Below are 24502 nucleotides of genomic sequence, written 5' to 3' on the forward strand. Positions count from 1 at the left end.
GTCAGAGTGAGTATCCACTCACCCTGGAGGTGAGTGAATACTTACCCACCCGGGGAGGGTGCGACATGAAGCTCACAGTCTTCGGCGCGACCGGCGGCATCGGCCGGGAGGTCGTCCGGCAGGCACTGGCCTCCGGACACGAGGTGACGGCGGTGGTGCGGGATCCGGCGCGGCTCACGGCGACCGGCGCGCGCCTGACGGTCCTGCGGGCCGACCTGACCGACCCGGAGGCCCTGCGCCCGGCCGTCGCGGGCCGGGACGCGGTCCTCTCGGGCCTCGGGGCCCGCACCCGGGCGGACGCGGGCGTGACCGCCCCGCTGACCCGCTCGGTGCTCACCGCCATGGCGGCCGAGCGGACGCGCCGCCTCCTGGTGGTCAGCGCGGCCCCGCTGGGCCCGGTCCCGGAGGGCCAGGGCCTCGTCGACCGGGCGGTCCTCTCGGTGGTCGGCGCGGTCCTGAAGGACGTCTACGCCGATCTGCGGGTCATGGAGTCCGACCTCGCCGCGAGCGAAGCCGACTGGACCTCCGTACGCCCGCCGAAGCTGACGGACGGACCGGGCACCGGGCAGTACCGGAAGGTCGTCGGCGGGACCCCGCCCCGGGGCCGCTCCCTGGCCCGCGCGGACGTGGCGCACGCGATGCTGGCGATGATCGACGACCCGGCGACGGTCCGGCAGGGCGTGGGCGTCGCGTACTAGGGGTGTCCGCCCTAGAGCTCCACGCCCACCGTGACGGGCTCGTTGACGAGGGTGATCCCGAAGGCGTCCCGTACTCCGGCGACGACCTCGCGGGCCAGCGCGAGGAGGTCCTCGGTGGTCGCCGTGCCGCGGTTGGTGAGGGCGAGGGTGTGCTTGGTGGAGATCCGCGCGGGACCGGAGCCGTACCCCTTGGTGAAGCCGGCCTTGTCGATCAGCCAGGCCGCCGAGGTCTTCACGGCGCCGTCCTCGCCCGCGGGGAAGGCCGGCGGGGTGACGTCCGGGCCGAGCCGCTCCCCCACGCGCGCGAGGAAGGCCGCGTACTCCCCCGCCGTGAGGATCGGGTTGGTGAAGAAGGAGCCGGCGGACCAGGTGTCGTGGTCCTCCGGGTCGAGGACCATGCCCTTGCCGGCCCGCAGCCGCAGCACCGTCTCGCGGGCGGCGGCGAGCGGCACCCGGTCCCCCGCCTCCACGCCGAGGGCGCGAGCGGTCTCGGGGTACTTGAGCGGGGCGGACATGCCGTCCGCGTCCTCCAGCTCGAAGCGGACCCGCAGCACCACGTACCGGTCGGGCCGGTCCTTGAAGAGGCTGTGCCGGTACGAGAAGGCGCACTCGGCGTTCGTGAGGGTGACGGTCTCCTCGGTGCGCCGGTCGTAGGCGACGACCTCGGTGATCGTGGCGGAGACGTCCTGCCCGTAGGCGCCGACGTTCTGGATGGGGGTCGCGCCCGCCGAGCCGGGGATGCCGGCCAGGCATTCGATCCCGGCGAGCCCGGCCTCGACGGTCCGGGCGACGACATCGGTCCAGACCTCGCCGGCGGCGACCTCCAGCCGGTTCCCGTCGAGGGCGAAGCCCGTGGTGGCGACGCGCAGCGCGGTCCCGTCGAAGCCCTTGTCCCCGATGACCAGGTTGGATCCGCCGCCGATGACGAGCAGCGGGGTGGCGGTGCGGTCCGCCTCGCGGATCGCCGCGACGACCTCGTCGTCGGTGGTGGCCGTGACGAGCCGGGCGGCGGGACCGCCGAGCCGGAAGGTGGTCAGGGGCGCGAGGGGGGCGTCGTTGAGGAGCTGCACGGGCCCAAGGGTACTTACCCGCCGCACGCACGACGGGCAAGCACCCTCCCGGGCTCAGGCGAGGCGGACCACGGCCCGGGACTGGCCCAGGACCTTCTGTCCGGCGCTCGTCGCCGTGATGTCGACCCGCACCCGCTGGTCCTCCAGCTTGGCCGCGACCTTGGCGGAGACCTCGATCAGCGCGCCGGTCCCGTCGTTCGGGACGACGACCGGCTTGGTGAAGCGGACGCCGTACTCGACGACGGCGGCGGGGTCGCCGGCCCAGTCGGTGACGACGCGGACCGCCTCGGCCATGGTGAACATGCCGTGGGCGATGACGTCCGGGAGGCCGACCTCGACCGCGAACTTCTCGTTCCAGTGGATCGGGTTGAAGTCCCCGGAGGCACCGGCGTACTGCACGAGCGTGGCGCGGGTCACGGTGAAGGTCTGCGCGGGCAGCTCGGTGCCGACCTCGACCTCGTCGTAGGCGATCTTCGCGGTCATGGTCAGGCCCCCTCGGGTGCGCGGGAGACGAGCTTCGTCCAGGCGGTGACGACGTGCTCGTCGGAGGCGTCGTGGACCTCGCCGCGGATGTCCAGGATGTCGTTGCCGGCCAGGGACTTGATCGCCTCGATGGTGGAGGTGACCGAGAGCCGGTCCCCGGCGCGGACGGGCCGGGTGTAGGAGAACTTCTGGTCGCCGTGGACGACGCGGCTGTAGTCGAGGCCCAGTTGGGGGTCCTCGATGACGGCGCCGGCCGCCTTGAAGGTGATGGCGAACACGAAGGTCGGCGGGGCGATCACCTCGGAATGCCCCAGCGCCTTGGCCGCCTCGGTGTCGGTGTACGCGGGATTGGCGTCACCGATGGCCTCGGCGAACTCGCGGATCTTCTCGCGGCCGACCTCGTAGGGCGCGGTGGGCGGATAGGTCCGGCCCACGAAGGACTGGTCGAGCGCCATGGACTCGATACCTCCTGCTGAATGTGTTCCCGTTGGTGCGGACGGTGCCGATACAAACGACACGAGGCCGCCCCCGAGTGGGGACGGCCTCGTGTACGAGCCTGGTTAGCGCGTCTCGCGGTGCGCAGTGTGCGAGTTGCAGCGAGGGCAGTGCTTCTTCATCTCAAGACGGTCCGGGTTGTTACGCCGGTTCTTCTTGGTGATGTAGTTCCGCTCCTTGCACTCCACGCAGGCCAGCGTGATCTTCGGGCGGACGTCGGTGGCAGCCACGTGAGTGCTCCTTGACGGACGGATGGACGGATGAACGCATAGAAGAGTAGCCGATCGAAGGACCGACCCCACAATCGGCTACTGTCTGTAGCGGTGACCGGACTTGAACCGGTGACACAGCGATTATGAGCCGCTTGCTCTACCGACTGAGCTACACCGCTTTGATGATCTGGAACCCGTCCGAAGACGGGATCCTTCTCACCAGAGCCCCAATACGGAATCGAACCGTAGACCTTCTCCTTACCATGGAGACGCTCTACCGACTGAGCTATTGGGGCGAGCGAGGAAGACATTACACGGTCTCCGGCCCATCACCCAAATCCGTTTCCCCGAGGGCTCACGGGGGCCCTCACCAGGCGTCCCGTACGCCACTCGTGCCCTCATCGGTACGACTATTGCGCTCCTCCCGGAAGCTCGCTCCGGGCGCCCCTAGGCTCGGCCCCACGCTGCGTGATCTTGATCCTGAGGAGCCGTGAGGAGCCGATGTCCGCCGACAGCAAGCAGCCCCAGCCGCCCGAGGACGGGGCCGCCACCACCGCCGACTCGGCCTCGCTCCTGCTCTCCCACGCGCGCCTCACCGACGGACGGACCGTCGACGTGCGGCTCGTCGGCGGCCGGATCGAGGCCGTCGGCACCGCGGGCAGTCTCACCGCCGCCGGCGCGCGGGTCGACCTCACCGGCTACCTGCTGCTGCCCGCCGCCGCCGAACCCCACGCCCACGCCGACACCGCGCTCACCGCCGACACCCCCGGACCCGTCTCGTACGCCCCCGAGGACGTGCAGCGGCGGGCCACCGAGGCGGCGCTGCTCCAGCTCGGCCACGGCGCGACGGCCCTGCGCGCCCATGTGCGCATCGGCGACGTGCACGGACTCGGCCCGCTCGAAGCGGTGCTCCAGGCCCGCCGCTCGCTGCGCGGGCTCGCCGACCTGACGGCCGTGGCGGTGCCCCGGCTGCTCACCGGCGTCGCGGGCGCGGACGGGCTCGCGATGCTGCGGGACGCGGTGAAGATGGGCGCCGGGGTGGTCGGCGGCTGCCCGGACCTCGACCCGGACCCTGCGGGGTACGTCGAGGCGGTGCTCGACCTCGCGGCCGAGCACGGCGTCCCGGTCGACCTGCACACCGAGGGCGACGACCCGGCCCGGCTCGCCCGGCTCGCGGCGATGGCCGGCGGGCTGCGGCCCGGGGTCACGATCGGCCCGTGCGCCGGGCTCGCCCGGCTGCCCGCCGACGCGGCACGCCGGGCGGCGGACGGGCTCGCGGCGGCCGGGGTGACGGTGGTCTGCCTCCCGCAGGGCGGCTGCGGCGGCGTGGAGTCGCGCGGGGCGGCGCCGGTGCGGCTGCTGCGCGCGGCCGGGGTGCGGGTCGCGGCGGGCGGCGGGGCCCTGCGGGACGTGGCCAATCCGGTGGGCCGCGGGGATCCGCTGGAGGCGGCCTACCTGCTGGCCTCGCTCGGCGGGCTGCCGCCCCGGGAGGCGTACGGGGCGGTGGGCGCGGAGGCGCGGGCGGTGATGGGTCTTCCGGAGGTGCGGGTGGAGGCCGGCTTCCCGGCGGAGCTGCTCGCGGTGCGCGGCGAACGCCTGGCGGGCGTGCTGTCCCTGGCGTACAGCCGGATCGTGGTGCACCGGGGGCGGGTGGTGGCGCGGACGAGCGCGGTGCGGGAGTACTGCGACTCGGCGGCGGCGCTGGACCTGCCGCGCCAGGCGCGCCCGGAGCGTCCGCCCGAGCCGGGGAGCCCTCCGGCCGGTCCCGTCGTACGGTCGTGAGTATGCGCATCGTCATCGCTGGAGGACACGGACAGATCGCCCTGCGCCTGGAGAGGCTGCTCTCGGCGGGCGGGCACGAGGTCGCGGGGATCATCCGCAGACCGGAGCAGGGCGCGGACCTGCGGGAGGCGGGCGCCGAGCCCGTCGTCCTGGACCTGGAGTCGGCGTCGGTCGAGATGGTCGCCGCGGTGTTGCAGGGCGCGGACGCGGCCGTCTTCGCGGCGGGCGCGGGCCCGGGCAGCGGAGCCGACCGGAAGGACTCGGTGGACCGGGCGGCGGCGGTGCTCTTCGCCGACGCGGCGGAGCGCGCGGGCGTGCGCCGCTATGTCGTCGTCTCCTCGATGGGGGCGGACGCCGACCACCCGGGCGACGAGATCTTCGACGCCTACCTGCGCGCGAAGGGCGCGGCCGACGACGAGGTCCGCTCGCGGACGGCCCTGGACTGGACGATCCTGCGGCCCGGCGCGCTGACGAACGACGCGGGCAAGGGCCTGATCCGCCTGGAGTCCCGCACGGGCCGGGGGCCGATCCCCCGGGACGACGTGGCCGCGGTCCTGGCCGAGCTCCTGGAGACCCCGGCGACCGCCGGCCTGACGCTGGAACTGATCGCCGGCTCGGTCCCGCTCTCGGTGGCGGTGAAGGACGTGGCCGGCAACTGACGCCGGCGCCCGGAAACGAGTGAAGGTCCCCGGTGCGAGCACCGGGGACCTTCTTCACGTGGCGACGCCAGGATTCGAACCTGGGTAGGCTAAGCCGACGGATTTACAGTCCGCTCCCATTGGCCACTCGGGCACATCGCCATGGGTTCGCTGCCCTGGATTCCCGCTTTTCTGCGGTGTTCCCCGGCAACGACGTAAACAATACCCGATCCCCGGGGGTGGTTCGCCACCGGATTGATCGGCGTCCGATCGACGGCTGATCAGCGGTTCGGGCCGTGGCTCACCCCCTAGGCTTTGGGGGTTACCCCACAGCATCCGAGCAAGGAGCCACGAGTCATGGCCGACTCCAGTTTCGACATCGTGTCCAAGGTCGAGCGGCAGGAGGTCGACAACGCCCTCAACCAGGCCGTGAAGGAGATCTCCCAGCGCTACGACTTCAAGGGAACCAACGCCAAGATCGAGTGGTCGGGCGAGAAGATCCTCATGCAGGCGAGCGGCGACGAGCGCGTCAAGGCGATCCTCGACATCTTCCAGACCAAGCTGGTCAAGCGCGGGATCTCGCTCAAGTGCCTGAAGGTCGAGGGCGAGCCGCAGCTGTCCGGCAAGGAGTACAAGCTCTTCGCCTCCGTCGAGGAGGGCATCTCCCAGGAGAACGCCAAGAAGGTCGCGAAGACCATCCGCGACGAGGGCCCCAAGGGCGTCAAGGCCCAGGTCCAGGGCGACGAGCTGCGTGTCAGCTCGAAGAGCCGTGACGACCTTCAGGCCGTGCAGGCGCTGCTCAAGGGCAAGGACTTCGACTTCGCGCTCCAGTTCGTGAACTACCGCTGACCCCGGAGCGGACCCGTCGGCGGTCATGAGGGCCGTGTCCGAATACCGCCAGCCCCGGGCTCGGCGGTCCCCGCACACTGGGTTCCGGGAAGACCCGTGCGGGGAGAGGAACCAGTCATGACCGTGTACGCGTACGTCGACGGCCCCCTGGGCGAGATGCTGCTCGTCGGGCAGCTCGCCGCGGGGGGCCGGGCGGTGCTGCGCTCGCTGTCCCTGCCGGGGCAGAAGGGCGCCGTCGAGGTCGAGGACGGCTGGACGCCCGCGCCCGGGGCGTTCGCCGAGGCCGCCCGGCAGCTGGACGAGTACTTCGCCGGGCGGCGCGACCGGTTCGACCTGCCGCTCGCCGCCGACACCGGGACCGACTTCCAGCGGCGCGTCTGGCGGGCCCTGGAGGAGATCCCGTACGGGACGACCGTCTCGTACGGGGAGATCGCCCGCCGGGTCGGCTCGGCCGGCGCCGGGGTCCGGGCGGTGGGCACCGCGATCGGGCGGAACCCGCTGCTCGTCGTGCGGCCCTGTCACCGGGTGATCGGAGCCGACGGGAACCTGCGCGGGTACGCCGCCGGGCTCGACCGCAAGGAGCGGCTCCTCGGCCTGGAAGGGGCCCACGTGTGAGCGAGGGGCTCTTCCCCCGCGAGCGGGTCACGGTGGCGCCCGGGGCGGTGCACGTGCCCGGGTGGCTCCCCTTCGCGCTCCAGCGCGAGCTGGTGGACGCCTGCCGCGCGTGGGGGCGCGGGCCCGTCCCGTACCGGCAGACGGTGCTGCCCGGCGGGGGCGTGATGTCCGTGCGGTCGCTGTGCCTGGGCCGGCCCTGGGTGCCGTACCGCTACCTCGACACCGTCGGGGTCCCCGTGCCCGACCGGCTGGTCGAGCTGGGCCGCGAGGCGCTCGTCGAGGCGTACGGGGACCACGGGGGCTTCACGCCCGACACGGCGCTCGTGAACTTCTACGCGCCGGGGGCGCGGATGGGCATGCACCAGGACCGGGAGGAGCGCTCCGGTGCGCCGGTGGTGTCGCTGAGCCTCGGGGACCGTTGCGTCTTCCGCTTCGGGAACGAGGAGAACCGCGGCCGTCCGTACCAGGACGTCGACCTGGCCTCCGGCGACCTCTTCGTCTTCGGCGGTGCGTCCCGCTGGGTCCACCACGGCGTCCCCAAGGTGTTCCCCGACACGGCGGAGCCCGCGCTGGGCCTGGTGGGACGCCTGAACATCACGCTCAGGGAGACGGGCCTCGGGGGGTGACGTGCGGTGCGGGGGGCCGGGGTGCGCGGCGGTGGCGCTGACCGTCGGGACGCACCTGGGGGCGGAGCGGGGGCAGGCGGTTCTTTGCATGTGCGGGGTACGTGGGGATCGCCACGTGCCCGGGCCTGCGGCCCACCCGGCGACCCCGTTGTGGGCAGGCGTTCCGCCCCGTTGTGGGCAGGCGTTCCGCAAGGGGCGGAACGGGTGGGCACAACGGAACGGCGCCCTTGCCGGCGCCAGAGGCCCCTGAGCCTGAACCCGCACCCCCGTACACGGTCACTGGGCGGTGCGGGTCAGGGCGCAGGACGCGGAGGCGCCGCGAGAGGGCGCCGTCCCGTGTGCCCACCCGTCCCGCCCAGCGGGACGATTGCCCACACGGGCAGCGGGCGAGCGCCCTCACGGGCGCGGGCGGCGGCCCACACGGGCGGGGGGCTAAGGCCCCGGCCCGGCGCGGGCGCACGGGGCCCACGCAGGCAGCGGAGGAGGCACCCGCAACGGGCGGCAGCGGGCGCGGTCCCGGCGCGTGGGGTCAGTTCGGGGTGTACCCGTACGCCTGGTCCGACGGGACGATTTCCTTGCCCAGGGGGAGCAGCGACACCGGGATCATCTTGAAGTTCGCGATGCCCAGCGGGATGCCGATGATCGTGATGCACAGGGCGATCCCCGTGGTGATGTGCCCCAGGGCGAGCCACCAGCCCGCCAGGAGCAGCCACAGCACGTTGCCGACGCAGGACGGTGCTCCGGCGTCGCGCCGGTCGACGACCGTGTGCCCGAAGGGCCAGAGCGCGTAGATCCCGATGCGGAACGCGGCGAGTCCGAAGGGGATGCCGATGATCGTGATGCAGAGCAGGACGCCCGCGGCCATGTAGCCGAGGAACATCCAGAACCCGCACAGGACCAGCCAAATGACGTTGAGGATCGTCTTCACGGGCGTCGACCTGCCATCTGTTCGAGCCGGGCGATCCGCTCGGCCATCGGCGGGTGGGTGGAGAACATCTTGGAGAGGCCCTGTCCGGGCCGGAACGGGTTCGCGATCATCATGTGGCTCGCGGTCTCGATCTTCGGCTCGGGCGGCAGCGGCAGCTGCTTCGTCCCGGCCTCCAGCTTCCGCAGGGCGCTGGCCAGGGCCAGCGGGTCCCCGGTGAGCTGGGCGCCGGAGGCGTCGGCCTCGTACTCCCGGGAGCGGGAGATCGCGAGCTGGATGACGGAGGCGGCGATCGGGCCCAGGATCAGGATCAGCAGGTAGCCGAGGAGGCCGGGGCCCTCGTCGTCGTTGGACCGGCCGACCGGGATCAGCCAGGCGAAGTTGACCAGGAACATGATCACGGAGGCGAGGGCTCCGGCGACCGAGGAGATGAGGATGTCCCGGTTGTAGACATGGCTCAGCTCGTGGCCGATGACCCCGCGCAGCTCCCGCTCGTCGAGGATCGCGAGGATCCCCTCGGTGCAGCAGACGGCGGCGTTGCGCGGGTTGCGGCCGGTCGCGAAGGCGTTGGGCGCCTGCGTCGGCGAGATGTAGAGCCGGGGCATGGGCTGCCGCGCCTGGGTGGAGAGCTCGCGCACCATCCGGTACAGCGCGGGGGCCTCGAACTCGCTCACCGGGCGGGCCCGCATGGCCCGCAGGGCCAGCTTGTCGCTGTTCCAGTAGGCGTACGCGTTGGTGCCGAGCGCCACGACCAGCGCGACGATCAGCCCCGTACGCCCGAAGAAGCTGCCGATGACGATGATGAGGGCCGAGAGCCCTCCGAGGAGGACCGCGGTCCTCAGCCCGTTGTGCCGGCGGTGCACGGTACGCCCTCCAAGTGGTGCGGCAGGGGAACCCTTTTCCTCGTGGTGTTCCTGGTGGTCCACTCGTCCAGTGGACCCTCCCGTACTGGTCAACGCCAGGCGGGAGGTTCGGGTTCCCAGGCTCGCTGGGGGTGCGGTGCGGGCCGTACGGGTGATCAGCGCGCGGCCGGGACCTTCTCCCTGACGAGCGGGGCGGCGGTGGGCTCGACCTCGCTGGTGCAGTGGGCGCAGCGGGTGGCGATGGCCGGGATCTCGGTGAAGCAGCGGGGGCAGTCGCGCTTCTCGGCCTTCGGGTCGGCGGCCTCCTCCTTGGCGAACCTCGCCTGGATCTTCGTCATGGGGAGGACGATCAGGAAGTAGAGGACGGCGGCCGTGATGACGAACGCTATGACGGCGGCGATGGCCAGGCCGTACGGGAACTGCGTTCCCCTGACGGAGAAGCTGGCCTCGCTGAAGTCGCCGACCGAGCCGGTCGCCAGACCGATGAGGGGGGTGATGAACGCCTTGCTGAAGCCGGTGACGACGGCCGTGAACGCGGAGCCGACGGCCAGACCGATGGCCAGCGAGACGACGTTGCCACGGAGTATGAAGTCCTTGAATCCGTTCAGCACGGGGTGTTGCTCCTCGTTTCTCTAGGGGATCAGAACAGCGTCGCCGCCGCGAACCGGAGGGCGAACTGCGGGTAGCCCGACAGCACGACACCGGCGGCGGCGGTCAGCGCGATCGCCAGGGTGAGCGGCGCGGGAGCCTTGTGCGGGACGGGCACGCCCTCCGGCGCGCGGAAGAGCTGGGCCGTCCAGCGCAGGTAGTAGTACAGCGCGATCACGACGTTGACGCCCATGATCACGGCCAGCCACCCGAGGCCCGCGTCGACGGCCGCCGAGAAGACGGTCACCTTGGCGAAGAGGCCGATGATACCCGGGGGCAAACCGGCCAGATTCAGGAGGAAGAACCCCAATGTGAGGGCTGCCGCGGGGGCGGTGGCGTACAGGCCCCGGTAGTCCGAGAGGCGGTTCTCGGGGCAGGTGCGGGCGACGAGCGCGACGACCGCGAAGGCGCCGAGGTTCACCACGGCGTACATCAGGGCGTACGCGACGGTGGCGCCGACCTGGTCGTCGCCGGAGTACGCGGCGGCCGCGATCGGCACCAGGAGGTAGCCGGCCTGGGCGACGGAGGACCAGGCGAGCAGCCGTACCGCGCTCCCCGCGCGCGTGGACACCTGGCGGAGCGCCGCGACGTTCCCGGCGGTCATGGTGAGCGCGGCGAGCACGGCGAGCGCCGGGCCCCACACGTCCGCGTACGACGGGAAGGCGACGACGGTCACCAGGATGAGGCCAGTGAAGCCGACGGCCTTGCCGACGACGGAGAGGTAGGCGGCGACGGGCAGCGGGGCGCCGGCGTAGGTGTCGGGCACCCAGAAGTGGAAGGGGACGGCGGCCGTCTTGAAGGCGAAGCCGACGAGGGTGAGGGCGACTCCGGCCTCGGCGAGCGTCTGGAGCTGCCCGGGGACGTCGTCGAGTCGCTGGGCGATCTCCGTGAGGTGGAGGGTGCCGGTGGCCGCGTACACGAAGCTGGCGCCGAGCAGGGTGACGGCGGTCGCGGTGACGGAGGAGAGGAAGAACTTGAGGGCGGCCTCGCCGGACATCCGGTCGCCGCGCTTGAGGCCGACGAGCGCGAAGGCGGGCAGCGAGGCCACTTCGAGGGCGACGACGAGGGTGGCGAGGTCGCGGGAGGCGGGCAGCAGGGCGGCGCCGGCCGCGGAGGACAGCAGCAGGAACCAGTACTCGCCGGCCGGGAGCCTCTCGCGGGTCTCGTCGAGCGAGAGGAGCGCGGTGACCAGCGCTCCGGCGAGCACGAGCAGCTGGATGACGAGGGTGAAGTGGTCGGCGGTGTAGCTGCACGCGTCCGCGTGGGCCTCGGCCTGGGCCTTGGCGGTGAGGCAGAAGGTGGAGCGGTCGCCGGCCCGCAGCGGCAGCAGGAGGGCGAGGGCGGCGGTGAGGCCGGCGATCGCGGTCCAGCCGAGGAGCCGCTTGCGCTCCTGGGGCACGAAGAGGTCGGCGACGAGGACGACGAGGGCGACCACGGCCGTGAGGGTGGGGGGCGCGATCGTGAGCCAGTCGACGGACTGGACGAGGGACGTCATCGGGGTCCTCCCGCGAGGAGCTGCTGGACGGCCGGGTCGGTGAGGCCGAGGAGGACGGCGGGCCAGAGTCCGGCGAGGACGGTGAGGGCGACGAGGGGGGTCCAGGCGGCGAACTCGTACCCCTGGACGTCGGCGATCGCCGTCTCCCCCGCCGGCCGGGGGCCGCCCATGCAGACGCGGCGGACGACGAGGAGGAGGTAGGCGGCGGTGAGGAGGGTGCCGAAGGCGCCGATCGCCATGAAGGTGAGGAAGGCGGGGCGGCTGAGGCCCTCGGCCGGTGCGAAGGCGCCGAAGAGGGCGAGCATCTCGCCCCAGAAGCCGGCGAGGCCGGGCAGCCCGAGGGAGGCGACGGCGGCGAAGGCGAGGAGCGCGCCGAGGCGCGGCGCGCGGCCGTAGAGGGCGGCGCCGGTGGCTCCGGCGAGGGTGTCGAGGTCGGCGGTGCCGTAGCGGTCCTTGACGGCGCCGACCAGGAAGAACAGCAGGCCGGTGACGAGGCCGTGGGCGATGTTGGCGAAGAGGGCGCCGTTGACGCCGGTGGGCGTCATGGTGGCGATGCCGAGGAGCACGAAGCCCATGTGGCCGACGGAGGAGTAGGCGATGAGGCGCTTGAGGTCGCCCTTGCTGCCGGGGCGCACGAGGGCGAGGCAGGCCAGCGATCCGTAGATGATCCCGGCGACGGCGAAGGCCGCGAGGTACGGGGCGAAGGTCCGCATGCCGTCGGGGGCGATCGGCAGGACGATCCGCACGAAGCCGTACGTGCCCATCTTCAGGAGGACGCCGGCGAGGAGGACGGAGCCGACGGTCGGGGCCGCGGTGTGGGCGTCCGGGAGCCAGCTGTGGAGCGGCCACATCGGGGTCTTCACCGCGAGCCCGAGACCGATCGCGAGGACGGCGATGACCTGCACCGACGTGGTCAGTCCACGGCCGTTGTCAGTGGCGAGTGCCACCATGTCGAACGTGCCCGCCTTCACGCCGATGAGGAGCAGGCCGAGCAGCATGACGACGGAGCCGAGCAGCGTGTAGAGGATGAACTTCCAGGCGGCGGCGCGCCTGCCCGCACCGCCCCAGCGGGCGATCAGGAAGTACATCGGGATGAGGACCGTCTCGAAGGCCAGGAAGAACAGGACCAGGTCGAGGACGGCGAAGGTGGCGAGGGTGCCGGACTCCAGGACGAGGAGGAGCGCGACGAAGGCCTTGGGGGAGGGCCCGGACGGCATCTTGAAGTAGCTGTACAGCGCGCAGAGGAAGGTCAGCAGCGCGGTCAGGACCAGGAGGGGGAGGGAGATGCCGTCGACACCGAGGTGGATCCGCACGTCGAGTGCCCTGATCCAGCTGATGTCCGTCGTGGCCTGCATCCTCGACGGGTGGTCGTGGTCGAAGCCGAGGGCGAGGACGATCGCGGCGAGCAGGATGACGCCGGTGACGGTGACGCCGTGGCGGAGCACGGCCTGGTCGGGTGACTTCCCCTTCAGTCCGGGCGGGGCGGGCAGGAGGGCGGCGACGGCGCCGAGGAGCGGGCCGGCGACGATCGCCGCCAGGAGGAACTGCATCACGGATTCGCTGATATCGATCACGGCTCACGCTCCGGCGGCGGCGTTGGCGAGGGCGACGGCGACGATCGCCAGGACGACGGAGCCGGCGAGCAGGGCGCTCAGATAGGTCTGGACGTTGCCGGTCTGGGCGCGCCGGACGAGCCATCCGAGGCCCTTGGCGCTGTTCCCCGCGGCGCGGACGTAGGTGTCGACGACCTCGCGGTCCAGGAAGCGGACCAGGGAGGCGGCGGCGAGGACGGGGCGGACGAAGGCGGTCCGGTAGACGGCGTCCAGGTGGAAGCCGTCGCGGGCCGGTGCGTGCAGCGGCCCGAGCAGGACGCGGCCGGGGTCGTCCGGGTCCTCGGCGGGGTGCGGCAGGTGCAGCGCCTCGGCCTCGACCTGGCCCGCCTCGGCGTCCGGGTGGTCGACGTGGAGGACGGGGGCGGTGACCGGGGTGCGGGCGGCGAGGGTGCGCCAGACCGCGTAGGTGACGGCGGCGCCGGCGACGGCGAGTCCGGTGCCGAGGACGGCCGTGGTCAGGGTCGGGGTGAGGGGGTGCCCGTCGAACCAGTCGTCGAGGTAGGTGACGCTCAGACCGAAGCCGAGGGAGGGGATCGCGAGGACCCACAGGACGCTCGTCATGGCGATCGGCTGGCGCCCGTGATCGGGGGCCTCGGCGCCCCGGCCGCGGAAGGTCCGCAGCCAGAGGCGGAGCGCGTACGCGGCGGTCAGCAGGGCCGTGAGCAGTCCGGCGACGAGGACGGTCCAGCCGGCCCCGGCGGGCGCGACGTCCCGCTCGCCGAGCGCGGTGTGCTCGGCGGCCACGAGGACGGCCTCCTTGGAGAAGAAGCCGGCGAAGGGCGGGATGGCGGCGAGCGCGAGGAGGGCGACGGTCATCGTCCAGTAGGCGTCGGGGACGCGCCGGGCGAGGCCGCTCATGCGGGACATGGCGGTCAGCGAGTTCGTGCCGGCGGCGTGGATGACCGCGCCGGCGGCGAGGAACAGCAGCGCCTTGAAGGCGCCGTGCGAGACGAGGTGGAAGACGGCGGCGCCGCGGTCGCCGACGGCGAGGGCACCGGCCATGTAGCCGAGCTGGCCGATCGTCGAGTACGCCAGGACGCGCTTGATGTCGTCCTGGGCGAGGGCGGCGAGCGCCGAGCCGACCATCGTGATCGCGGCCATCACGGCGAGCACGGTCATCGCGGCGGCGGAGGCGGCGAAGACCGGGAGGAGCCGGGCCGTGAAGTAGATGCCGGCGGCGACCATCGTCGCCGCGTGGATGAGCGCGGAGACGGGGGTGGGGCCGGCCATGGCGTCCGGGAGCCAGGTGTGGAGCGGGAACTGCGCGGACTTGCCGGCGACGCCGGCGAGCAGCAGCAGCGCGATCAGGGTGGGGTGGTCGAGGCCGCCGTGCGCGACGGCGCCGAGGACGCCGGTGATCCGGAAGGTGCCGGCGTCGGTGGCGAGCGCGAAGAGCCCGATGAGGAAGGGGACATCGCCGAGCTTGGTGACGAGGAAGGCCTTCAGGGACGCGGAGCGTGCCTCGGGGGTCTCCCAGTAGTGGCCGACGAGGAAGTACGAGCAGATGCCCATGACCTCCCAGCCGACCAGCAGGACCATCAGGTCGCCGGAGTAGACGACGACGAGCATCGCGGAGGTGAAGAGGGAGACGAGCGCGGCGTACGAGGGGTAGCGCGGGTCCGCGCGGAGGTAGCCGGTCGAGTAGATCTGCACGCAGGTCGCGACGACGCCGACGAGGACGGCGGTGAGCGCGGCGAAGCCGTCGATGTGGAGGCTGAGGTCGATGGGGACCGAGCCGGTGGGGGTGAGCTGGGTGGAGGCGTCGATCGCCTTCCCTCCGCCCTGGCGGGCGGCGACGAGCACGGCGAGGACCGCGGCGGCGAGCGTCGGCAGCACGGCCAGCGGGCGGACGAAGCCGGGCGCGGTGCGGCCGAGGAGGAGTCCGGCGGCGGAGCCGAGGAAGGGGAGGAGGGGGACGAGGACGGCGAGGGTGGTCGTGGTCACGCGGCGGCCTCGGCCTTCTCCTCGGCGGACGGCTGTTCCTTGGTGTCGCGGAGGCGGTCGACGTCCGCGGTGCCGCGGTTGCGGTGGACCATCAGGACGATGGCGAGACCGATGCCGATCTCCGCGGCGGCGACGGCGATCGTGAAGAGGGTGAGCGCCTGGCCGGCGTGGAGGGCGTCGCGGAGCCAGACGTCGAAGGCGACGAGGTTCAGGTTGACGGCGTTGAGCATCAGCTCGACGGACATCAGGACCAGGATCGCGTTGCGGCGGGCGAGGACGCCGTAGAGGCCGACGGCGAAGAGGAGGGAGGCGAGGACGGCCGGGTAGGCGAGGTGCATCAGCTCTCGTCCTCCTTCTTCTTCCGGGAGAGGACGATCGCGCCGACCAGGGCGGCGAGGAGCAGCACCGACAGCGCCTCGAAGGGCAGCACCCAGTGCTGGAAGAGGAACTCGCCGGTGACGGCGGTGGAGCCCCGGGCGGGTCCATCGAGGTCGATCCAGGTGGTGCGGAAGGCGTCGACGACGACCCAGACGAGGGCGGCCGCGGCAGCCAGGGCGACGGCGAGGGCGACCGGCCGGTTGCCGGAGTCGGCGTCCGGGGAGCGGCCGATGGGGGCCTTGGTGAGCATGAGACCGAAGAGGAGGAGCACGACGACGGAGCCGACGTAGATCAGGACCTGGACCCAGGCGATGAACTCGGCGGTCAGGAGGAGGTACTCGACGGCGAGCCCGCCGAGCGCCACGACCAGCCAGAGGGCGGCGTGCACCAGCTGGCGGGTGGTGACGGTGACGAGGGCGGCGCCGAGGGTGACGAGGCCGACGAGGACGAAGGCGATCTCGACGCCGGTGGGCGACAGGAAGCCGGCGCTCTGTGCTGCGAGGGTCACTGCTGGTCCTCCTGGGCCCGCGCCTGGGCGGCGGCCTCGGCCTCGGCGGCCGCCTGGACGGCGGCCTTCTCCGCCGCCTTGCGGGCCGCGGCGATCTCCTTCGGCTCCTCCGCGCGCGGGTCGAGCGCGGGCGGCTCGGGGACCGTCCACATCCACTCGCGGAGCTTGTCGCGCTCGTGGGTGAGCTCGTGGATGTCGGTCTCCGCGTACTCGAACTCGGGCGACCAGAACAGCGCGTCGAAGGGGCACACCTCGATGCAGATCCCGCAGTACATGCAGAGGGAGAAGTCGATGGCGAAGCGGTCGAGGACGTTCCGGCTGCGCTCGCGGCCGCCGGGGGCGGCGGGCGGCACCGTCTCCTTGTGGGAGTCGATGTAGATGCACCAGTCGGGGCACTCACGGGCGCACAGCATGCAGACCGTGCAGTTCTCCTCGAAGAGGCCGATGACCCCGCGGGTGCGGGGCGGGAGCTCGGGCTGCACGTCCGGGTACTGCGCGGTGACGGTCTTCTTCGTCATCGTGCGCAGGGTGACGGCGAGGCCCTTGGCGAGGCCGGAGCCGGGGATGGGCATTACTGGATCGCCACCTTCACGATGCCGGTGAGTGCGATCTGCGCGAGCGCGAGCGGGACGAGGGCCGTCCAGGCGAGCTTCTGCAACTGGTCCTCGCGCAGGCGCGGGTAGCTGACCCGCAGCCAGATCACGACGAAGGCGAGGACGGCCGTCTTGAGCAGGGTCCAGACCCAGCCGAGGCCGTCGGCTCCGAAGGGGCCGTGCCAGCCGCCGAGGAAGAGGACGGTGGTGAGACCGCAGAGGACGACGATGCCCGCGTACTCGGCGAGCAGGAACAGCGCGAAGCGGAGTCCGGTGTACTCGGTGTACGCGCCGAAGATGATCTCCGAGTCGGCGACCGGCATGTCGAACGGGGGCCGCTGGAGCTCGGCGAGTCCGGCGACGAAGAACACGAGCGCGCCGATGATCTGCCAGGGCAGCCACCACCACTCGAAGGCGTTCAGGATGCCGGGCAGCGAGACGGTGCCGGCGGCCATCGCCACGGAGGCGGCGGCGAGCAGCATCGGGAGCTCGTACGCGAGGAGCTGGGCGGCGGTGCGGAGGCCGCCGAGCAGCGAGAACTTGTTCGCGGAGGCCCAGCCGGCCATGAGCGAGCCGAGGACGCCGACGCCCATCACGGCCAGCACGAAGAAGATGCCGGCGTCGACGACCTGACCGACGGCGCCTTCGCTCGGGCCGATCGGGATCGCGACGAGCACGAGCAGGTACGGGAGGAGGGCGACGGCGGGCGCGAGCTGGAAGACGCGCCGGTCCGCGTCCTTCGGGACCACGTCCTCCTTCTGCGCGAACTTCACGCCGTCGGCGACGAGCTGGGCCCAGCCGTGGAAGCCGCCGGCGTACATGGGGCCGAGGCGGCCCTGCATGTGCGCCATGACCTTGTGCTCGGTCTGCCCGACGACGAGCGGCAGCACGAGGAAGACGCCGAAGACGACGAGCAGGCGGACGGCGACGTCGAGTGCGTCGTTCACGCGGGATCGCCTCCGGCGGGGGTGGTGGGGTGGTCGTCGCCGTCCCGGCCGGGGTCTCCGGTGGGGGCGGTGGGGTCGGTGGGGTCGGTGGGGTGGCCGTCGCGGGTGGGTTGCCGGGCCGGGGTCGGTTCCTCGGTCGGAGCCGGTTCCTCGGTCGGGGTCGGTTCCTCGGCCGGGGTCGGTTCCTCGGCCGGAGCCGGTTCCTCGGCAGGGGCCTTCGCGGGTGCCGCCGGGGGTTCGGGGGCTGGCTCGGGCTCGGGCTCGGGTGCCGCCTCGGGCTGGGGTGCGGCCGGGGGCTCGGGCTGGGGCGCGGCCGGGGCGGCGGGTGTCGCCGGGGTCCCGGGGTCGGCCGGGGCCTCCGGTGTCGCCGGGGGCTCCTCGAAGGCCGGGCGGGCGTGGTGCCAGGGGGCGTCCGAGCTGCGGGTGCGCGGGGTGGCCGCCGCGGCGCGGGGCGCGGGGCCGTCGGTGTCCGGGGTCGCCTGCCCGTCGGCCGGGGCCGACTGGCTCGCCGAGCCGTCGGCCGCCGAGCGGGAACGGCGCGGCGGGCGGGCGGTGGGCGCCGGGCCTTCCGACGTACCGTCCGACGCGGGGACGGCCTGGCTCGCGGAGCCGTCCGACGCCGAGCGCGAGCGACGGGCCGGGGCCGTGCCCGGCTCCGGGGCCGACTGGCTCGACGAGCCGTCCGACGCCGAGCGGGAACGGCGGGCCGGGGCAGCGCCCGGCTCCGGGGTCGGGGCCGCACCCGGGTCCGGGACGGCCTGGCTCGCCGAGCCCTCCGACGCCGAGCGGGAACGACGCGCCGGGGCCGCGCCCGGCTCCGGAGCCGCGCCCGGCTCCACCGGTGTCTGGCTCGCCGAGCCCTCGGAGACCGAGCGCGAACGGCGGGCCGGGGCCGCGCCCGGCTCCGCCGGTGCCTGGGGCGTCGAGCCCTCCGTGGTCGTGCGGGTGCGGCGGGCCGGGCGGTCGCCCGCGGCCGCGCGGGCCGGGCGGGCGGGGGCCGGGGGGAGCTGGCCCTTCAGGGGGCCCCATTCGTTGGGGTCCGGGACGCCCGGCGGGAGCATCTGGCGGCGCTTCGGGCCGCCGTCGTGCGACTCGCCCGGTTCCTTCGCTCCCGGCCACGCCTTGGCGACCCGGGCCGCGAGGACGAAGTCCTTGCGGAGCGGGTGGCCCTCGAAGTTCTCGGGGAGGAGGAGGGGGACGAGGTGCGGGTGGCCCTCGAAGGCGACGCCGAACATCTCGTGGGTCTCGCGCTCGTGCCAGCCCGCGCCCGCGTACACCCCGATCGCCGTCGGCAGGACGGGCGCGTCGTGCGGGACGGTCGTGCGCAGCAGGAGCCGGCGGGGCCGGCCCTCGCCGAGGGCCACCACGTGGGCGCAGACGCGGAAGCCGGTGCCCGGCTCGTCGACCGCGCTCAGCCAGTCGAAGTAGGTGCAGCCCAGGTCGTCGCGGGCCGTGGTGAGCGCCGTGAGCCAGGACGCCGGCGGGACGTCGACGGTCAGCAGGTCGTACGCCCGCTCCGCCGTCGCCTCCTCGCCGAAGACCTCGGTCACGGTGTCCGGGAGGGAGTCGTAGGCGGTCATGCCGTGCCTCCGGGCGCCTCGGGGGCCGGCCGCTCGACCAGGGGGCTCGTCAGCTGCGCGACCGAGGGAGCGGCCGCGTACCGCTCCGCCAGGCTCTCCCGGGCGATCTTCTCCTGGAGCTTGAGGATGCCCTGGAGCAGCGCCTCCGGCCGCGGCGGGCAGCCCGGCACGTACACGTCGACGGGGATGATCTGGTCGACGCCCTTGGTGACCGAGTACGAGTCCCAGTACGGGCCGCCGCAGTTGGAGCAGGCGCCGAAGGAGATCACGTACTTCGGCTCGGGCATCTGCTCGTACAGCCGCTTCACGGCGGGTGCCATCTTGTCCGTCACCGTGCCGGAGACGATCATCAGGTCGGCCTGGCGGGGGCCCGGCGCGAAGGGGATCACGCCGAGGCGGATGAAGTCGTGCCGGGCCATCGACGCGGCGATGAACTCGATCGCGCAGCAGGCGAGCCCGAAGTTGAAGACCCACAGGCTGTAGCGGCGGCCCCAGTTCAGGACCACCTTCATGGGCTCGGGGGCCAGGCGGGCGAGGGGCCCCAGCTTCGGAGCGGGCAGGGGTGTCACATCCATGCCAGGACGCCCTTCTTGTAGGCGTAGAGCAGCCCCACGGCCAGGAAGCCGAGGAAGACGAACATCTCGACCAGGGTCGTGGCGCCGTATCCGGGCGCGGCGAAGACCGTCGCCCAGGGGAAGAGGAAGATCGAGTCGACGGCGAAGATCACGTAGAGGAAGGCGTACACGTAGTAGCGGACCTGGGTGTGGGCCCAGCCCTCCCCCACGGGGTCGACGCCGCACTCGTAGGTGAGGAGTTTCTCGGGCGTCGGCACGACGGGCCGGAGCAGCCGGCCCGCGCCGAACGCCACGGCGACGAAGAGCACGCCGACGACGGCGAGCAGGCCGACGACGGAGTACGTCTGGAAGTAGTCCGCCGCGTCGGCCGCGACAACGGTCGGTTCCCGCACGTCCGCCCCTCGGTCTCGGTGTCTCATGAGTCACTTGTGTACGGACGCGAGTCTAGGCCCTGCTAAAGGGGCGATAAGCAGTCGCGGTGGCCTACGCGGCTACCTGCCGGTACGTCCGCGGACGCCCGTACCGGTGGGGATATCCCCCCTCCGTCTCACCCACCTCCCCCATGGCGTCGCGCCCTTCCCGCCCGGCAGTCTGGGGACCATGAGCGCCGATCTTGATCCCGTCGAGTCCGCCGAGCCGTCCGGCTCCGCCGACACCCTCGGCTCCGCGGACCGCCCCGGCACCGTGGACCGCCACGGCTCCACGGACGGCCCCGGCACCGTGGACCGCCACGGCTCCACGGACGGCCCCGGCTCCGCGGACAACCCCCGCCCGCCGCTGCGGCTCGCCTACGGGAAGGAGACGTGGAAGGAGATCGCCTTCCTCCTCTCCAACCTCTTCACCGCCCTGGCCGGTTTCGTCTACGCGGTCGTCAGCATCGCCCTGGGCGTGGGGCTCGCGGTCACCGTGATCGGCCTGCCGCTGCTCGCCCTCGGCCTCGGCGGCGCCCGGCTCCTCGGCCGCTCGGAGCGGGCACGGGCCCGCGCGCTGCTCGGGGTGAAGGTCGCCGAGCCCTCCCCGCCGCCCTCGCGCGGCGGCTTCTTCGGCTGGCTGTGGTCCCGGCTGACGGACCCGGTGGCCTGGCGGACGCAGTTGTACGGGCTGATCCGGCTGCCCTGGGGGATCGTGACGTTCACCGTCGGTCTCGTCTCGCTCCTCGTGCTCTGGCCCGTGCTCCCCTTCCTGGCCCGCGGCCTGGCCAACGGCGACCGGGGCATGGTCCGGGGGCTGCTCTCGCCCTCCGACGAGCTGGAGCGGCGGATCGCCGAACTGGAGTCGGACCGGGGCGTCGTCGTCGACACCGCCGCGGCGGACCTGCGGCGCATCGAGCGCGACCTGCACGACGGCGCCCAGGCCCGGCTCGTGGCCCTGGCGATGGGGCTCGGCCTGGCGAAGGAGAAGCTCCTGGAGGACCCCGAGGCCGCGGCGGCGATGGTCGACGAGGCGCACGGCGAGGTGAAGCTGGCCCTCCAGGAACTGCGGGACCTCGCCCGGGGCATCCACCCGGCGGTCCTCACCGACCGGGGGCTCGGCGCGGCGCTCTCCTCGGTCTCCGCGCGCTGCACGGTGCCGGTCAAGGTGCACGTGGACCTGGTGGAGCGGCCCGCCGAGGCGATCGAGGGCATCGCGTACTTCACGGTGTCCGAGCTCCTCCAGAACGTCTCCAAGCACGCGCGCGCCCGGTCCGCCTCCGTGGACGTGTGGCGGTCCGGCGACCGGCTGATGCTGCGGGTGGAGGACGACGGAGCCGGCGGGGCGCGCCTCGACGGCGGCACGGGGCTCGCGGGGCTCGCGGAGCGGCTCGGGGCGGTCGACGGGCTGCTCGTCGTCGACTCCCCCGAGGGCGGCCCGACGACGGTCACGGCGGAGCTGCCGTGGCGGTCCCGACCGGTCTCCTGACGGCGGCCCCGACGGGGCTGCCATCGCGGTCCCGGCCCGTCTCCTGACGGCGGCCCCGACGGGGCTGCCGTGGCGGTCCCGGCCCGTCTCCTGACGGCGGCCCCGACGGGGCTGCCGTGGCAGTCCCGGCCCGTCCTCTGACGGCGGACCGGACGGGGCTGCCGTCGCGGTCCCGGCCCGTCCTCTGACGGCGGCCCGTGCCGTACTACCCGGCCGTCCCCTGACGCCACCCCCGGCTCCCGGGTGGGGAAAACCCCCGCCCCGGGACGCCCACCCGCCTCATGGTCCGGCGGGGCGCGGGACGGAACCCTGGAACGCGTACCGCCCGCCTCCCCGGAAACGCTCCGAGCAGAGAAGGAACACCGTGATGGCCGCCTCCACCTCCGCACCCGCCTCCCACCGACTTCCCGCCGCGATCCGCGCGCCGTTCGAGGCCCGCACGTGGCGCGCCTTCGGGTACGTGCTGATCGGGCTGCCGCTGAGCGTGCTCTGGTTCGCGCTGTCCGTCTCCTTCGTCTCGGCCGGCGCCGGGCTGCTCATCACCTTCCTCGGGGTGCCGATCCTGGCCGGGGCGCTCGCGATGTGCAGGGGCTTCGGCACGGTGGAGCGGGCCAGGGCCCGGGGGCTGCTCGGCCTCGACGTGGCCGCGCCGGAGCCGGTGCGCGGGCGGACGGGCGGGGCGTTCTCCTGGATGGGGGCCGTGCTGAAGAGCGGGGCGTCGTGGCGGCACCTGCTGTACGCGGTCCTGCACATGCCGTGGGCGGTGTTCTCGTTCTCGGTGACGGTGGCGCTGTGGGGCTGGGGCTGGAGCCTCTTCACGTACCCGTTGTGGCAGTGGACCTTCCCCGCGTGGGTGGGGCAGGACGGGATCCAGCTGTACGGCGACGCCACCCACGCCCTCTACCTCGACGCGCCCTTCGAGATCGCCGTGACCAGCCTGGTCGGGCTGGTGTTCGTCCTCGTCGGGCCGTGGGTGCTGCGCGGGCTCGTCTCCGTCGACCGGCTGCTCGTCTCCGGGCTCCTCGGCCCGTCGCGCCTCGCCTCGCGCGTCACGGAGCTGGAGTCGGACCGGGGCGTGGTCGTCGACACCGCCGCGGCGGACCTGCGGCGCATCGAGCGGGACCTGCACGACGGTGCGCAGGCGCGGCTCGCCGCGCTCGCCATGGACCTGGGGCTCGCGAAGGAGAAGCTGGCGCGGGACCCGAAGGCGGCGGCGGTCCTCGTCGACGAGGCGCACGGCGAGGTGAAGCTGGCCCTCCAGGAACTGCGGGACCTCGCCCGGGGCATCCACCCGGCGGTCCTCACCGACCGGGGGCTGGACGCGGCGCTGTCGGCGGTGGCCTCGCGGTGCGCGGTGCCGGTGTCCGTGGACGTGGACCTGCCGGCGCGGCCGGCGCCGGCGATCGAGGGCATCGCGTACTTCACGGTCTCGGAGCTCCTCCAGAACGTCACCCGGCACGCGCGGGCGCGGCGCGCCTGGGTGGACGTGTGGCGGTCCGGGGACCGGCTGATGCTTCAGGTGCGGGACGACGGTGTGGGCGGCGCGGGTGTCGGGGCGGCGGGGTCGGGTCTGACCGGTCTCGCGGAGCGGGTGGGGGCGGTGGACGGGGTGCTGGCGGTGGACTCGCCGGCGGGCGGCCCCACGACGGTCACGGCGGAGCTGCCGTGGCGGCCCCGCGGTTGAGCCCCGGCGGTCCGTTGCAGGTCGGCGCCGGGCTTGCGGGCCCGCGCCGCCGGTCCGTCGTGGGCCCGCGCCCGCCGCGTTGTGGGCGGCGCCCCCGCCGGCCCCGTTGTGGGCAGGCGTTCCGCAAGGGGCGGAACGGGTGGGCACAACGGAACGGCGCCCTTGCCGGCGCCAGAGGCTCCTGCGCCCGAACCCGCACCGATTCGTGCCCGTCACGCGTGGTGCGGGCCAGGGCCCAGATCGCGGAGGCGCCGCTCAGCGCGCCGTCCCGTGTGCCCACCCGTCCCGCCCAGCGGGACGATTGCCCACACGGGCAGCGGGTGGGGCGCCCACACGGGCGCCGGCGACGGCGCCGCAGTGGCGGGGCGAACCCCCGCACGACGGCGCAGGCACACGCGCACGCGGCGGCCGCGCACGGGCGCACACGGACGCGGGTGTAGCAGCGGGCGCGGGCACACGGGGCCGGGAGCAGTCCCGTACCGCCGCACCCCGCACCCCCGCAACCCCACCCCCCGCACCCCCCGTCAGCTGACATGCTGAACGTCCGAGATGGATCGACGCAGGGGGCGGCAGGGCGTGAGTGTGCAAGATGTGGCGGGGCGGGTACGGGTGGTCATCGCCGAGGATTCCGTGCTGCTCAGGGAGGGGCTGACCCGGCTCCTGACCGATCTGGGGCACGAGGTCGTCGCCGGTGTGGGCGATGGCGAGGCGCTGGTCGAGACGGTGGCGGGTCTCGCGGGCGAGGGCGCGCTGCCGGACGTGGTGGTGGCGGACGTGCGGATGCCGCCGACCCACACCGACGAGGGCGTGCGGGCGGCGGTGCGGCTGCGCAAGGAGTACCCGGGCCTGGGGGTGCTGGTGCTGTCGCAGTACGTGGAGGAGCAGTACGCCACCGAACTCCTGGCCGGTTCCAGCCGGGGCGTGGGGTATCTGCTGAAGGACCGGGTCGCGGAGGTCCGCGAGTTCGTGGACGCGGTCGTGCGGGTCGCCGGGGGCGGTACGGCCCTGGATCCGGAGGTCGTCCAGCAGCTGCTGGGCCGGAGCCGTCAGCAGGACGTGCTGGCGAACCTCACCCCGCGCGAGCGGGAGGTCCTGGGCCTGATGGCGGAGGGCCGGACGAACTCGGCGATCGCGAAAGCGCTGGTCGTGAGCGACGGCGCGGTGGAGAAGCACATCAGCAACATCTTCCTGAAGCTGGGGCTCTCCCCGAGCGACGGCGACCACCGCCGGGTCCTCGCGGTGTTGACGTACCTGAAGTCCTGATCATCTGACACTCTGCCAGATAGCCTGGTACTCATCCACGGGATGAGGCGGAATCAGACTTTCCGGAACACTCCGGGTGGCGACAGAACGTGACAATTCAGGGCAAGAGGGCGTCTCAA

The 24502-nt window shown here is 73.2% G+C and carries 26 protein-coding genes and 3 tRNA genes; 9 read left to right on the forward strand and 20 right to left on the reverse strand.

Annotated features, from left to right (window positions below; all coding sequences use genetic code 11):
* Nucleotides 1-65: 65 nt before the first annotated feature.
* Complete coding sequence (locus tag ACFYXU_RS04800; RefSeq protein WP_389456487.1) at nucleotides 66-698, forward strand: NAD(P)-dependent oxidoreductase; 633 nt, start codon at nucleotides 66-68, stop codon at nucleotides 696-698.
* An 11-nt stretch (nucleotides 699-709) separates the two neighbouring features.
* Here ACFYXU_RS04800 and ACFYXU_RS04805 read toward each other — a convergent pair whose 3' ends face one another.
* The 6 genes from ACFYXU_RS04805 to ACFYXU_RS04830 form a co-directional block, all read right to left on the reverse strand.
* Complete coding sequence (locus tag ACFYXU_RS04805; RefSeq protein ID WP_384825388.1) at nucleotides 710-1768, reverse strand: UDP-N-acetylmuramate dehydrogenase; 1059 nt, start codon at nucleotides 1766-1768, stop codon at nucleotides 710-712.
* A 54-nt stretch (nucleotides 1769-1822) separates the two neighbouring features.
* Nucleotides 1823-2251 carry a MaoC family dehydratase gene (locus tag ACFYXU_RS04810; protein ID WP_389456489.1) on the reverse strand — a complete coding sequence of 143 codons (429 nt, stop codon included), beginning with the start codon at nucleotides 2249-2251 and terminating at the stop codon, nucleotides 1823-1825.
* A 2-nt stretch (nucleotides 2252-2253) separates the two neighbouring features.
* A complete protein-coding gene (locus tag ACFYXU_RS04815; protein WP_389456491.1) occupies nucleotides 2254-2706 on the reverse strand; it encodes a MaoC family dehydratase N-terminal domain-containing protein in 453 nt (150 codons plus the stop codon).
* Between the two features lie 105 nt (nucleotides 2707-2811).
* The gene (gene rpmG / locus ACFYXU_RS04820; protein ID WP_003956487.1) at nucleotides 2812-2976 is read right to left on the reverse strand and encodes a 50S ribosomal protein L33; all 165 of its coding nucleotides are present in this window, start codon (nucleotides 2974-2976) and stop codon (nucleotides 2812-2814) included.
* Nucleotides 2977-3064: 88 nt separating this feature from the next.
* A tRNA-Met gene (locus ACFYXU_RS04825) sits at nucleotides 3065-3137 on the reverse strand.
* Between the two features lie 44 nt (nucleotides 3138-3181).
* Nucleotides 3182-3254 (reverse strand) — tRNA-Thr (locus tag ACFYXU_RS04830).
* A 205-nt stretch (nucleotides 3255-3459) separates the two neighbouring features.
* Between ACFYXU_RS04830 and ACFYXU_RS04835 the strand changes: the two genes are divergently transcribed.
* Both ACFYXU_RS04835 and ACFYXU_RS04840 read left to right on the forward strand, forming a co-directional pair.
* On the forward strand, nucleotides 3460-4740 hold the full coding sequence (locus tag ACFYXU_RS04835) for an amidohydrolase family protein (RefSeq protein ID WP_376507468.1): 1281 nt from the start codon (nucleotides 3460-3462) through the stop codon (nucleotides 4738-4740).
* Between the two features lie 2 nt (nucleotides 4741-4742).
* On the forward strand, nucleotides 4743-5399 hold the full coding sequence (locus ACFYXU_RS04840) for an NAD(P)H-binding protein (RefSeq protein ID WP_376507467.1): 657 nt from the start codon (nucleotides 4743-4745) through the stop codon (nucleotides 5397-5399).
* A 59-nt stretch (nucleotides 5400-5458) separates the two neighbouring features.
* Here the strand turns inward: ACFYXU_RS04840 and ACFYXU_RS04845 are convergent.
* Nucleotides 5459-5540: transfer RNA gene (locus ACFYXU_RS04845), tRNA-Tyr, on the reverse strand.
* A 195-nt stretch (nucleotides 5541-5735) separates the two neighbouring features.
* Between ACFYXU_RS04845 and ACFYXU_RS04850 the strand changes: the two genes are divergently transcribed.
* The 3 genes from ACFYXU_RS04850 to ACFYXU_RS04860 all read left to right on the forward strand — a co-directional run bounded on the left by ACFYXU_RS04850 (nucleotide 5736) and on the right by ACFYXU_RS04860 (nucleotide 7468).
* Nucleotides 5736-6227, forward strand: coding sequence for a YajQ family cyclic di-GMP-binding protein (locus ACFYXU_RS04850; protein ID WP_329854483.1), 492 nt, complete (start codon nucleotides 5736-5738; stop codon nucleotides 6225-6227).
* Nucleotides 6228-6344: 117 nt separating this feature from the next.
* Nucleotides 6345-6842, forward strand: coding sequence for a methylated-DNA--[protein]-cysteine S-methyltransferase (locus ACFYXU_RS04855; RefSeq protein WP_389456493.1), 498 nt, complete (start codon nucleotides 6345-6347; stop codon nucleotides 6840-6842).
* Entirely contained in the window at nucleotides 6839-7468 is a 630-nt protein-coding gene (locus ACFYXU_RS04860) for an alpha-ketoglutarate-dependent dioxygenase AlkB family protein (RefSeq protein WP_384560969.1), read from the forward strand. Before ACFYXU_RS04855 ends, ACFYXU_RS04860 begins: the two co-directional genes overlap by 4 nt.
* 529 nt (nucleotides 7469-7997) lie before the next feature.
* Here ACFYXU_RS04860 and ACFYXU_RS04865 read toward each other — a convergent pair.
* The 13 genes from ACFYXU_RS04865 to ACFYXU_RS04925 all read right to left on the reverse strand — a co-directional run bounded on the left by ACFYXU_RS04865 (nucleotide 7998) and on the right by ACFYXU_RS04925 (nucleotide 19956).
* Nucleotides 7998-8396: a YccF domain-containing protein gene (locus ACFYXU_RS04865; RefSeq protein WP_329854488.1), complete on the reverse strand. Its 399-nt coding sequence runs from the start codon at nucleotides 8394-8396 to the stop codon at nucleotides 7998-8000.
* A complete protein-coding gene (gene htpX / locus ACFYXU_RS04870; RefSeq protein ID WP_329854490.1) occupies nucleotides 8393-9256 on the reverse strand; it encodes a zinc metalloprotease HtpX in 864 nt (287 codons plus the stop codon). The genes ACFYXU_RS04865 and htpX overlap by 4 nt, the downstream gene beginning before the upstream one ends.
* Nucleotides 9257-9411: 155 nt before the next feature.
* Nucleotides 9412-9867, reverse strand: a complete 456-nt coding sequence (gene mscL / locus ACFYXU_RS04875) for a large conductance mechanosensitive channel protein MscL (protein ID WP_329854492.1) — start codon at nucleotides 9865-9867, stop codon at nucleotides 9412-9414.
* 29 nt (nucleotides 9868-9896) lie between these two features.
* Nucleotides 9897-11399, reverse strand: coding sequence for an NADH-quinone oxidoreductase subunit N (locus tag ACFYXU_RS04880; RefSeq protein ID WP_389456495.1), 1503 nt, complete (start codon nucleotides 11397-11399; stop codon nucleotides 9897-9899).
* Nucleotides 11396-12949: a NuoM family protein gene (locus tag ACFYXU_RS04885; protein ID WP_389456739.1), complete on the reverse strand. Its 1554-nt coding sequence runs from the start codon at nucleotides 12947-12949 to the stop codon at nucleotides 11396-11398. Before ACFYXU_RS04885 ends, ACFYXU_RS04880 begins: the two co-directional genes overlap by 4 nt.
* Before the next feature lie 27 nt (nucleotides 12950-12976).
* The gene (locus ACFYXU_RS04890; protein WP_389456497.1) at nucleotides 12977-14956 is read right to left on the reverse strand and encodes an NADH-quinone oxidoreductase subunit L; all 1980 of its coding nucleotides are present in this window, start codon (nucleotides 14954-14956) and stop codon (nucleotides 12977-12979) included.
* On the reverse strand, nucleotides 14953-15294 hold the full coding sequence (gene nuoK / locus ACFYXU_RS04895; protein ID WP_329854497.1) for an NADH-quinone oxidoreductase subunit NuoK: 342 nt from the start codon (nucleotides 15292-15294) through the stop codon (nucleotides 14953-14955). Before nuoK ends, ACFYXU_RS04890 begins: the two co-directional genes overlap by 4 nt.
* Nucleotides 15294-15842, reverse strand: a complete 549-nt coding sequence (locus tag ACFYXU_RS04900; protein WP_389456499.1) for an NADH-quinone oxidoreductase subunit J — start codon at nucleotides 15840-15842, stop codon at nucleotides 15294-15296. Before ACFYXU_RS04900 ends, nuoK begins: the two co-directional genes overlap by 1 nt.
* Entirely contained in the window at nucleotides 15839-16414 is a 576-nt protein-coding gene (locus ACFYXU_RS04905) for a NuoI/complex I 23 kDa subunit family protein (protein WP_389407481.1), read from the reverse strand. The genes ACFYXU_RS04900 and ACFYXU_RS04905 overlap by 4 nt, the downstream gene beginning before the upstream one ends.
* On the reverse strand, nucleotides 16414-17382 hold the full coding sequence (locus tag ACFYXU_RS04910; RefSeq protein ID WP_329854503.1) for a complex I subunit 1 family protein: 969 nt from the start codon (nucleotides 17380-17382) through the stop codon (nucleotides 16414-16416). Before ACFYXU_RS04910 ends, ACFYXU_RS04905 begins: the two co-directional genes overlap by 1 nt.
* On the reverse strand, nucleotides 17379-18962 hold the full coding sequence (locus ACFYXU_RS04915; RefSeq protein ID WP_389456501.1) for an NADH-quinone oxidoreductase subunit C: 1584 nt from the start codon (nucleotides 18960-18962) through the stop codon (nucleotides 17379-17381). Before ACFYXU_RS04915 ends, ACFYXU_RS04910 begins: the two co-directional genes overlap by 4 nt.
* Nucleotides 18959-19537: an NADH-quinone oxidoreductase subunit B gene (locus ACFYXU_RS04920; protein WP_389407483.1), complete on the reverse strand. Its 579-nt coding sequence runs from the start codon at nucleotides 19535-19537 to the stop codon at nucleotides 18959-18961. The genes ACFYXU_RS04915 and ACFYXU_RS04920 overlap by 4 nt, the downstream gene beginning before the upstream one ends.
* On the reverse strand, nucleotides 19528-19956 hold the full coding sequence (locus ACFYXU_RS04925; RefSeq protein ID WP_329854508.1) for an NADH-quinone oxidoreductase subunit A: 429 nt from the start codon (nucleotides 19954-19956) through the stop codon (nucleotides 19528-19530). The genes ACFYXU_RS04920 and ACFYXU_RS04925 overlap by 10 nt, the downstream gene beginning before the upstream one ends.
* Nucleotides 19957-20137: 181 nt before the next feature.
* Between ACFYXU_RS04925 and ACFYXU_RS04930 the strand changes: the two genes are divergently transcribed.
* From ACFYXU_RS04930 to ACFYXU_RS04940, 3 genes are all read left to right on the forward strand, one after another.
* Nucleotides 20138-21436 carry a sensor histidine kinase gene (locus ACFYXU_RS04930; protein WP_389456503.1) on the forward strand — a complete coding sequence of 433 codons (1299 nt, stop codon included), beginning with the start codon at nucleotides 20138-20140 and terminating at the stop codon, nucleotides 21434-21436.
* 367 nt (nucleotides 21437-21803) lie between these two features.
* Nucleotides 21804-23120 carry a sensor histidine kinase gene (locus ACFYXU_RS04935; RefSeq protein WP_376507458.1) on the forward strand — a complete coding sequence of 439 codons (1317 nt, stop codon included), beginning with the start codon at nucleotides 21804-21806 and terminating at the stop codon, nucleotides 23118-23120.
* 591 nt (nucleotides 23121-23711) lie between these two features.
* The gene (locus ACFYXU_RS04940; RefSeq protein ID WP_376507496.1) at nucleotides 23712-24383 is read left to right on the forward strand and encodes a LuxR C-terminal-related transcriptional regulator; all 672 of its coding nucleotides are present in this window, start codon (nucleotides 23712-23714) and stop codon (nucleotides 24381-24383) included.
* Nucleotides 24384-24502 lie beyond the last annotated feature (119 nt).

Source organism: Streptomyces sp. NPDC002232 (assembly GCF_042890295.1).
GTDB lineage: Bacteria > Actinomycetota > Actinomycetes > Streptomycetales > Streptomycetaceae > Streptomyces.

Bases quoted from the DNA above. Each gene is read 5' to 3' on its own strand.
- ACFYXU_RS04935 (WP_376507458.1), top strand. From the start codon at position 21,804: ATGGCCGCCTCCACCTCCGCACCCGCCTCCCACCGACTTCCCGCCGCG.
- ACFYXU_RS04840 (WP_376507467.1), top strand. From the start codon at position 4,743: ATGCGCATCGTCATCGCTGGAGGACACGGACAGATCGCCCTGCGCCTG.
- ACFYXU_RS04800 (WP_389456487.1), top strand. From the start codon at position 66: ATGAAGCTCACAGTCTTCGGCGCGACCGGCGGCATCGGCCGGGAGGTC.
- nuoK (WP_329854497.1), bottom strand. From the start codon at position 15,294: ATGCACCTCGCCTACCCGGCCGTCCTCGCCTCCCTCCTCTTCGCCGTC.
- ACFYXU_RS04905 (WP_389407481.1), bottom strand. From the start codon at position 16,414: ATGCCCATCCCCGGCTCCGGCCTCGCCAAGGGCCTCGCCGTCACCCTG.
- ACFYXU_RS04880 (WP_389456495.1), bottom strand. From the start codon at position 11,399: ATGACGTCCCTCGTCCAGTCCGTCGACTGGCTCACGATCGCGCCCCCC.
- ACFYXU_RS04815 (WP_389456491.1), bottom strand. From the start codon at position 2,706: ATGGCGCTCGACCAGTCCTTCGTGGGCCGGACCTATCCGCCCACCGCG.
- ACFYXU_RS04885 (WP_389456739.1), bottom strand. From the start codon at position 12,949: ATGCAGTTCCTCCTGGCGGCGATCGTCGCCGGCCCGCTCCTCGGCGCC.
- ACFYXU_RS04925 (WP_329854508.1), bottom strand. From the start codon at position 19,956: ATGAGACACCGAGACCGAGGGGCGGACGTGCGGGAACCGACCGTTGTC.
- ACFYXU_RS04920 (WP_389407483.1), bottom strand. From the start codon at position 19,537: ATGGATGTGACACCCCTGCCCGCTCCGAAGCTGGGGCCCCTCGCCCGC.
- ACFYXU_RS04930 (WP_389456503.1), top strand. From the start codon at position 20,138: ATGAGCGCCGATCTTGATCCCGTCGAGTCCGCCGAGCCGTCCGGCTCC.
- ACFYXU_RS04810 (WP_389456489.1), bottom strand. From the start codon at position 2,251: ATGACCGCGAAGATCGCCTACGACGAGGTCGAGGTCGGCACCGAGCTG.
- ACFYXU_RS04850 (WP_329854483.1), top strand. From the start codon at position 5,736: ATGGCCGACTCCAGTTTCGACATCGTGTCCAAGGTCGAGCGGCAGGAG.
- ACFYXU_RS04855 (WP_389456493.1), top strand. From the start codon at position 6,345: ATGACCGTGTACGCGTACGTCGACGGCCCCCTGGGCGAGATGCTGCTC.
- ACFYXU_RS04835 (WP_376507468.1), top strand. From the start codon at position 3,460: ATGTCCGCCGACAGCAAGCAGCCCCAGCCGCCCGAGGACGGGGCCGCC.
- ACFYXU_RS04915 (WP_389456501.1), bottom strand. From the start codon at position 18,962: ATGACCGCCTACGACTCCCTCCCGGACACCGTGACCGAGGTCTTCGGC.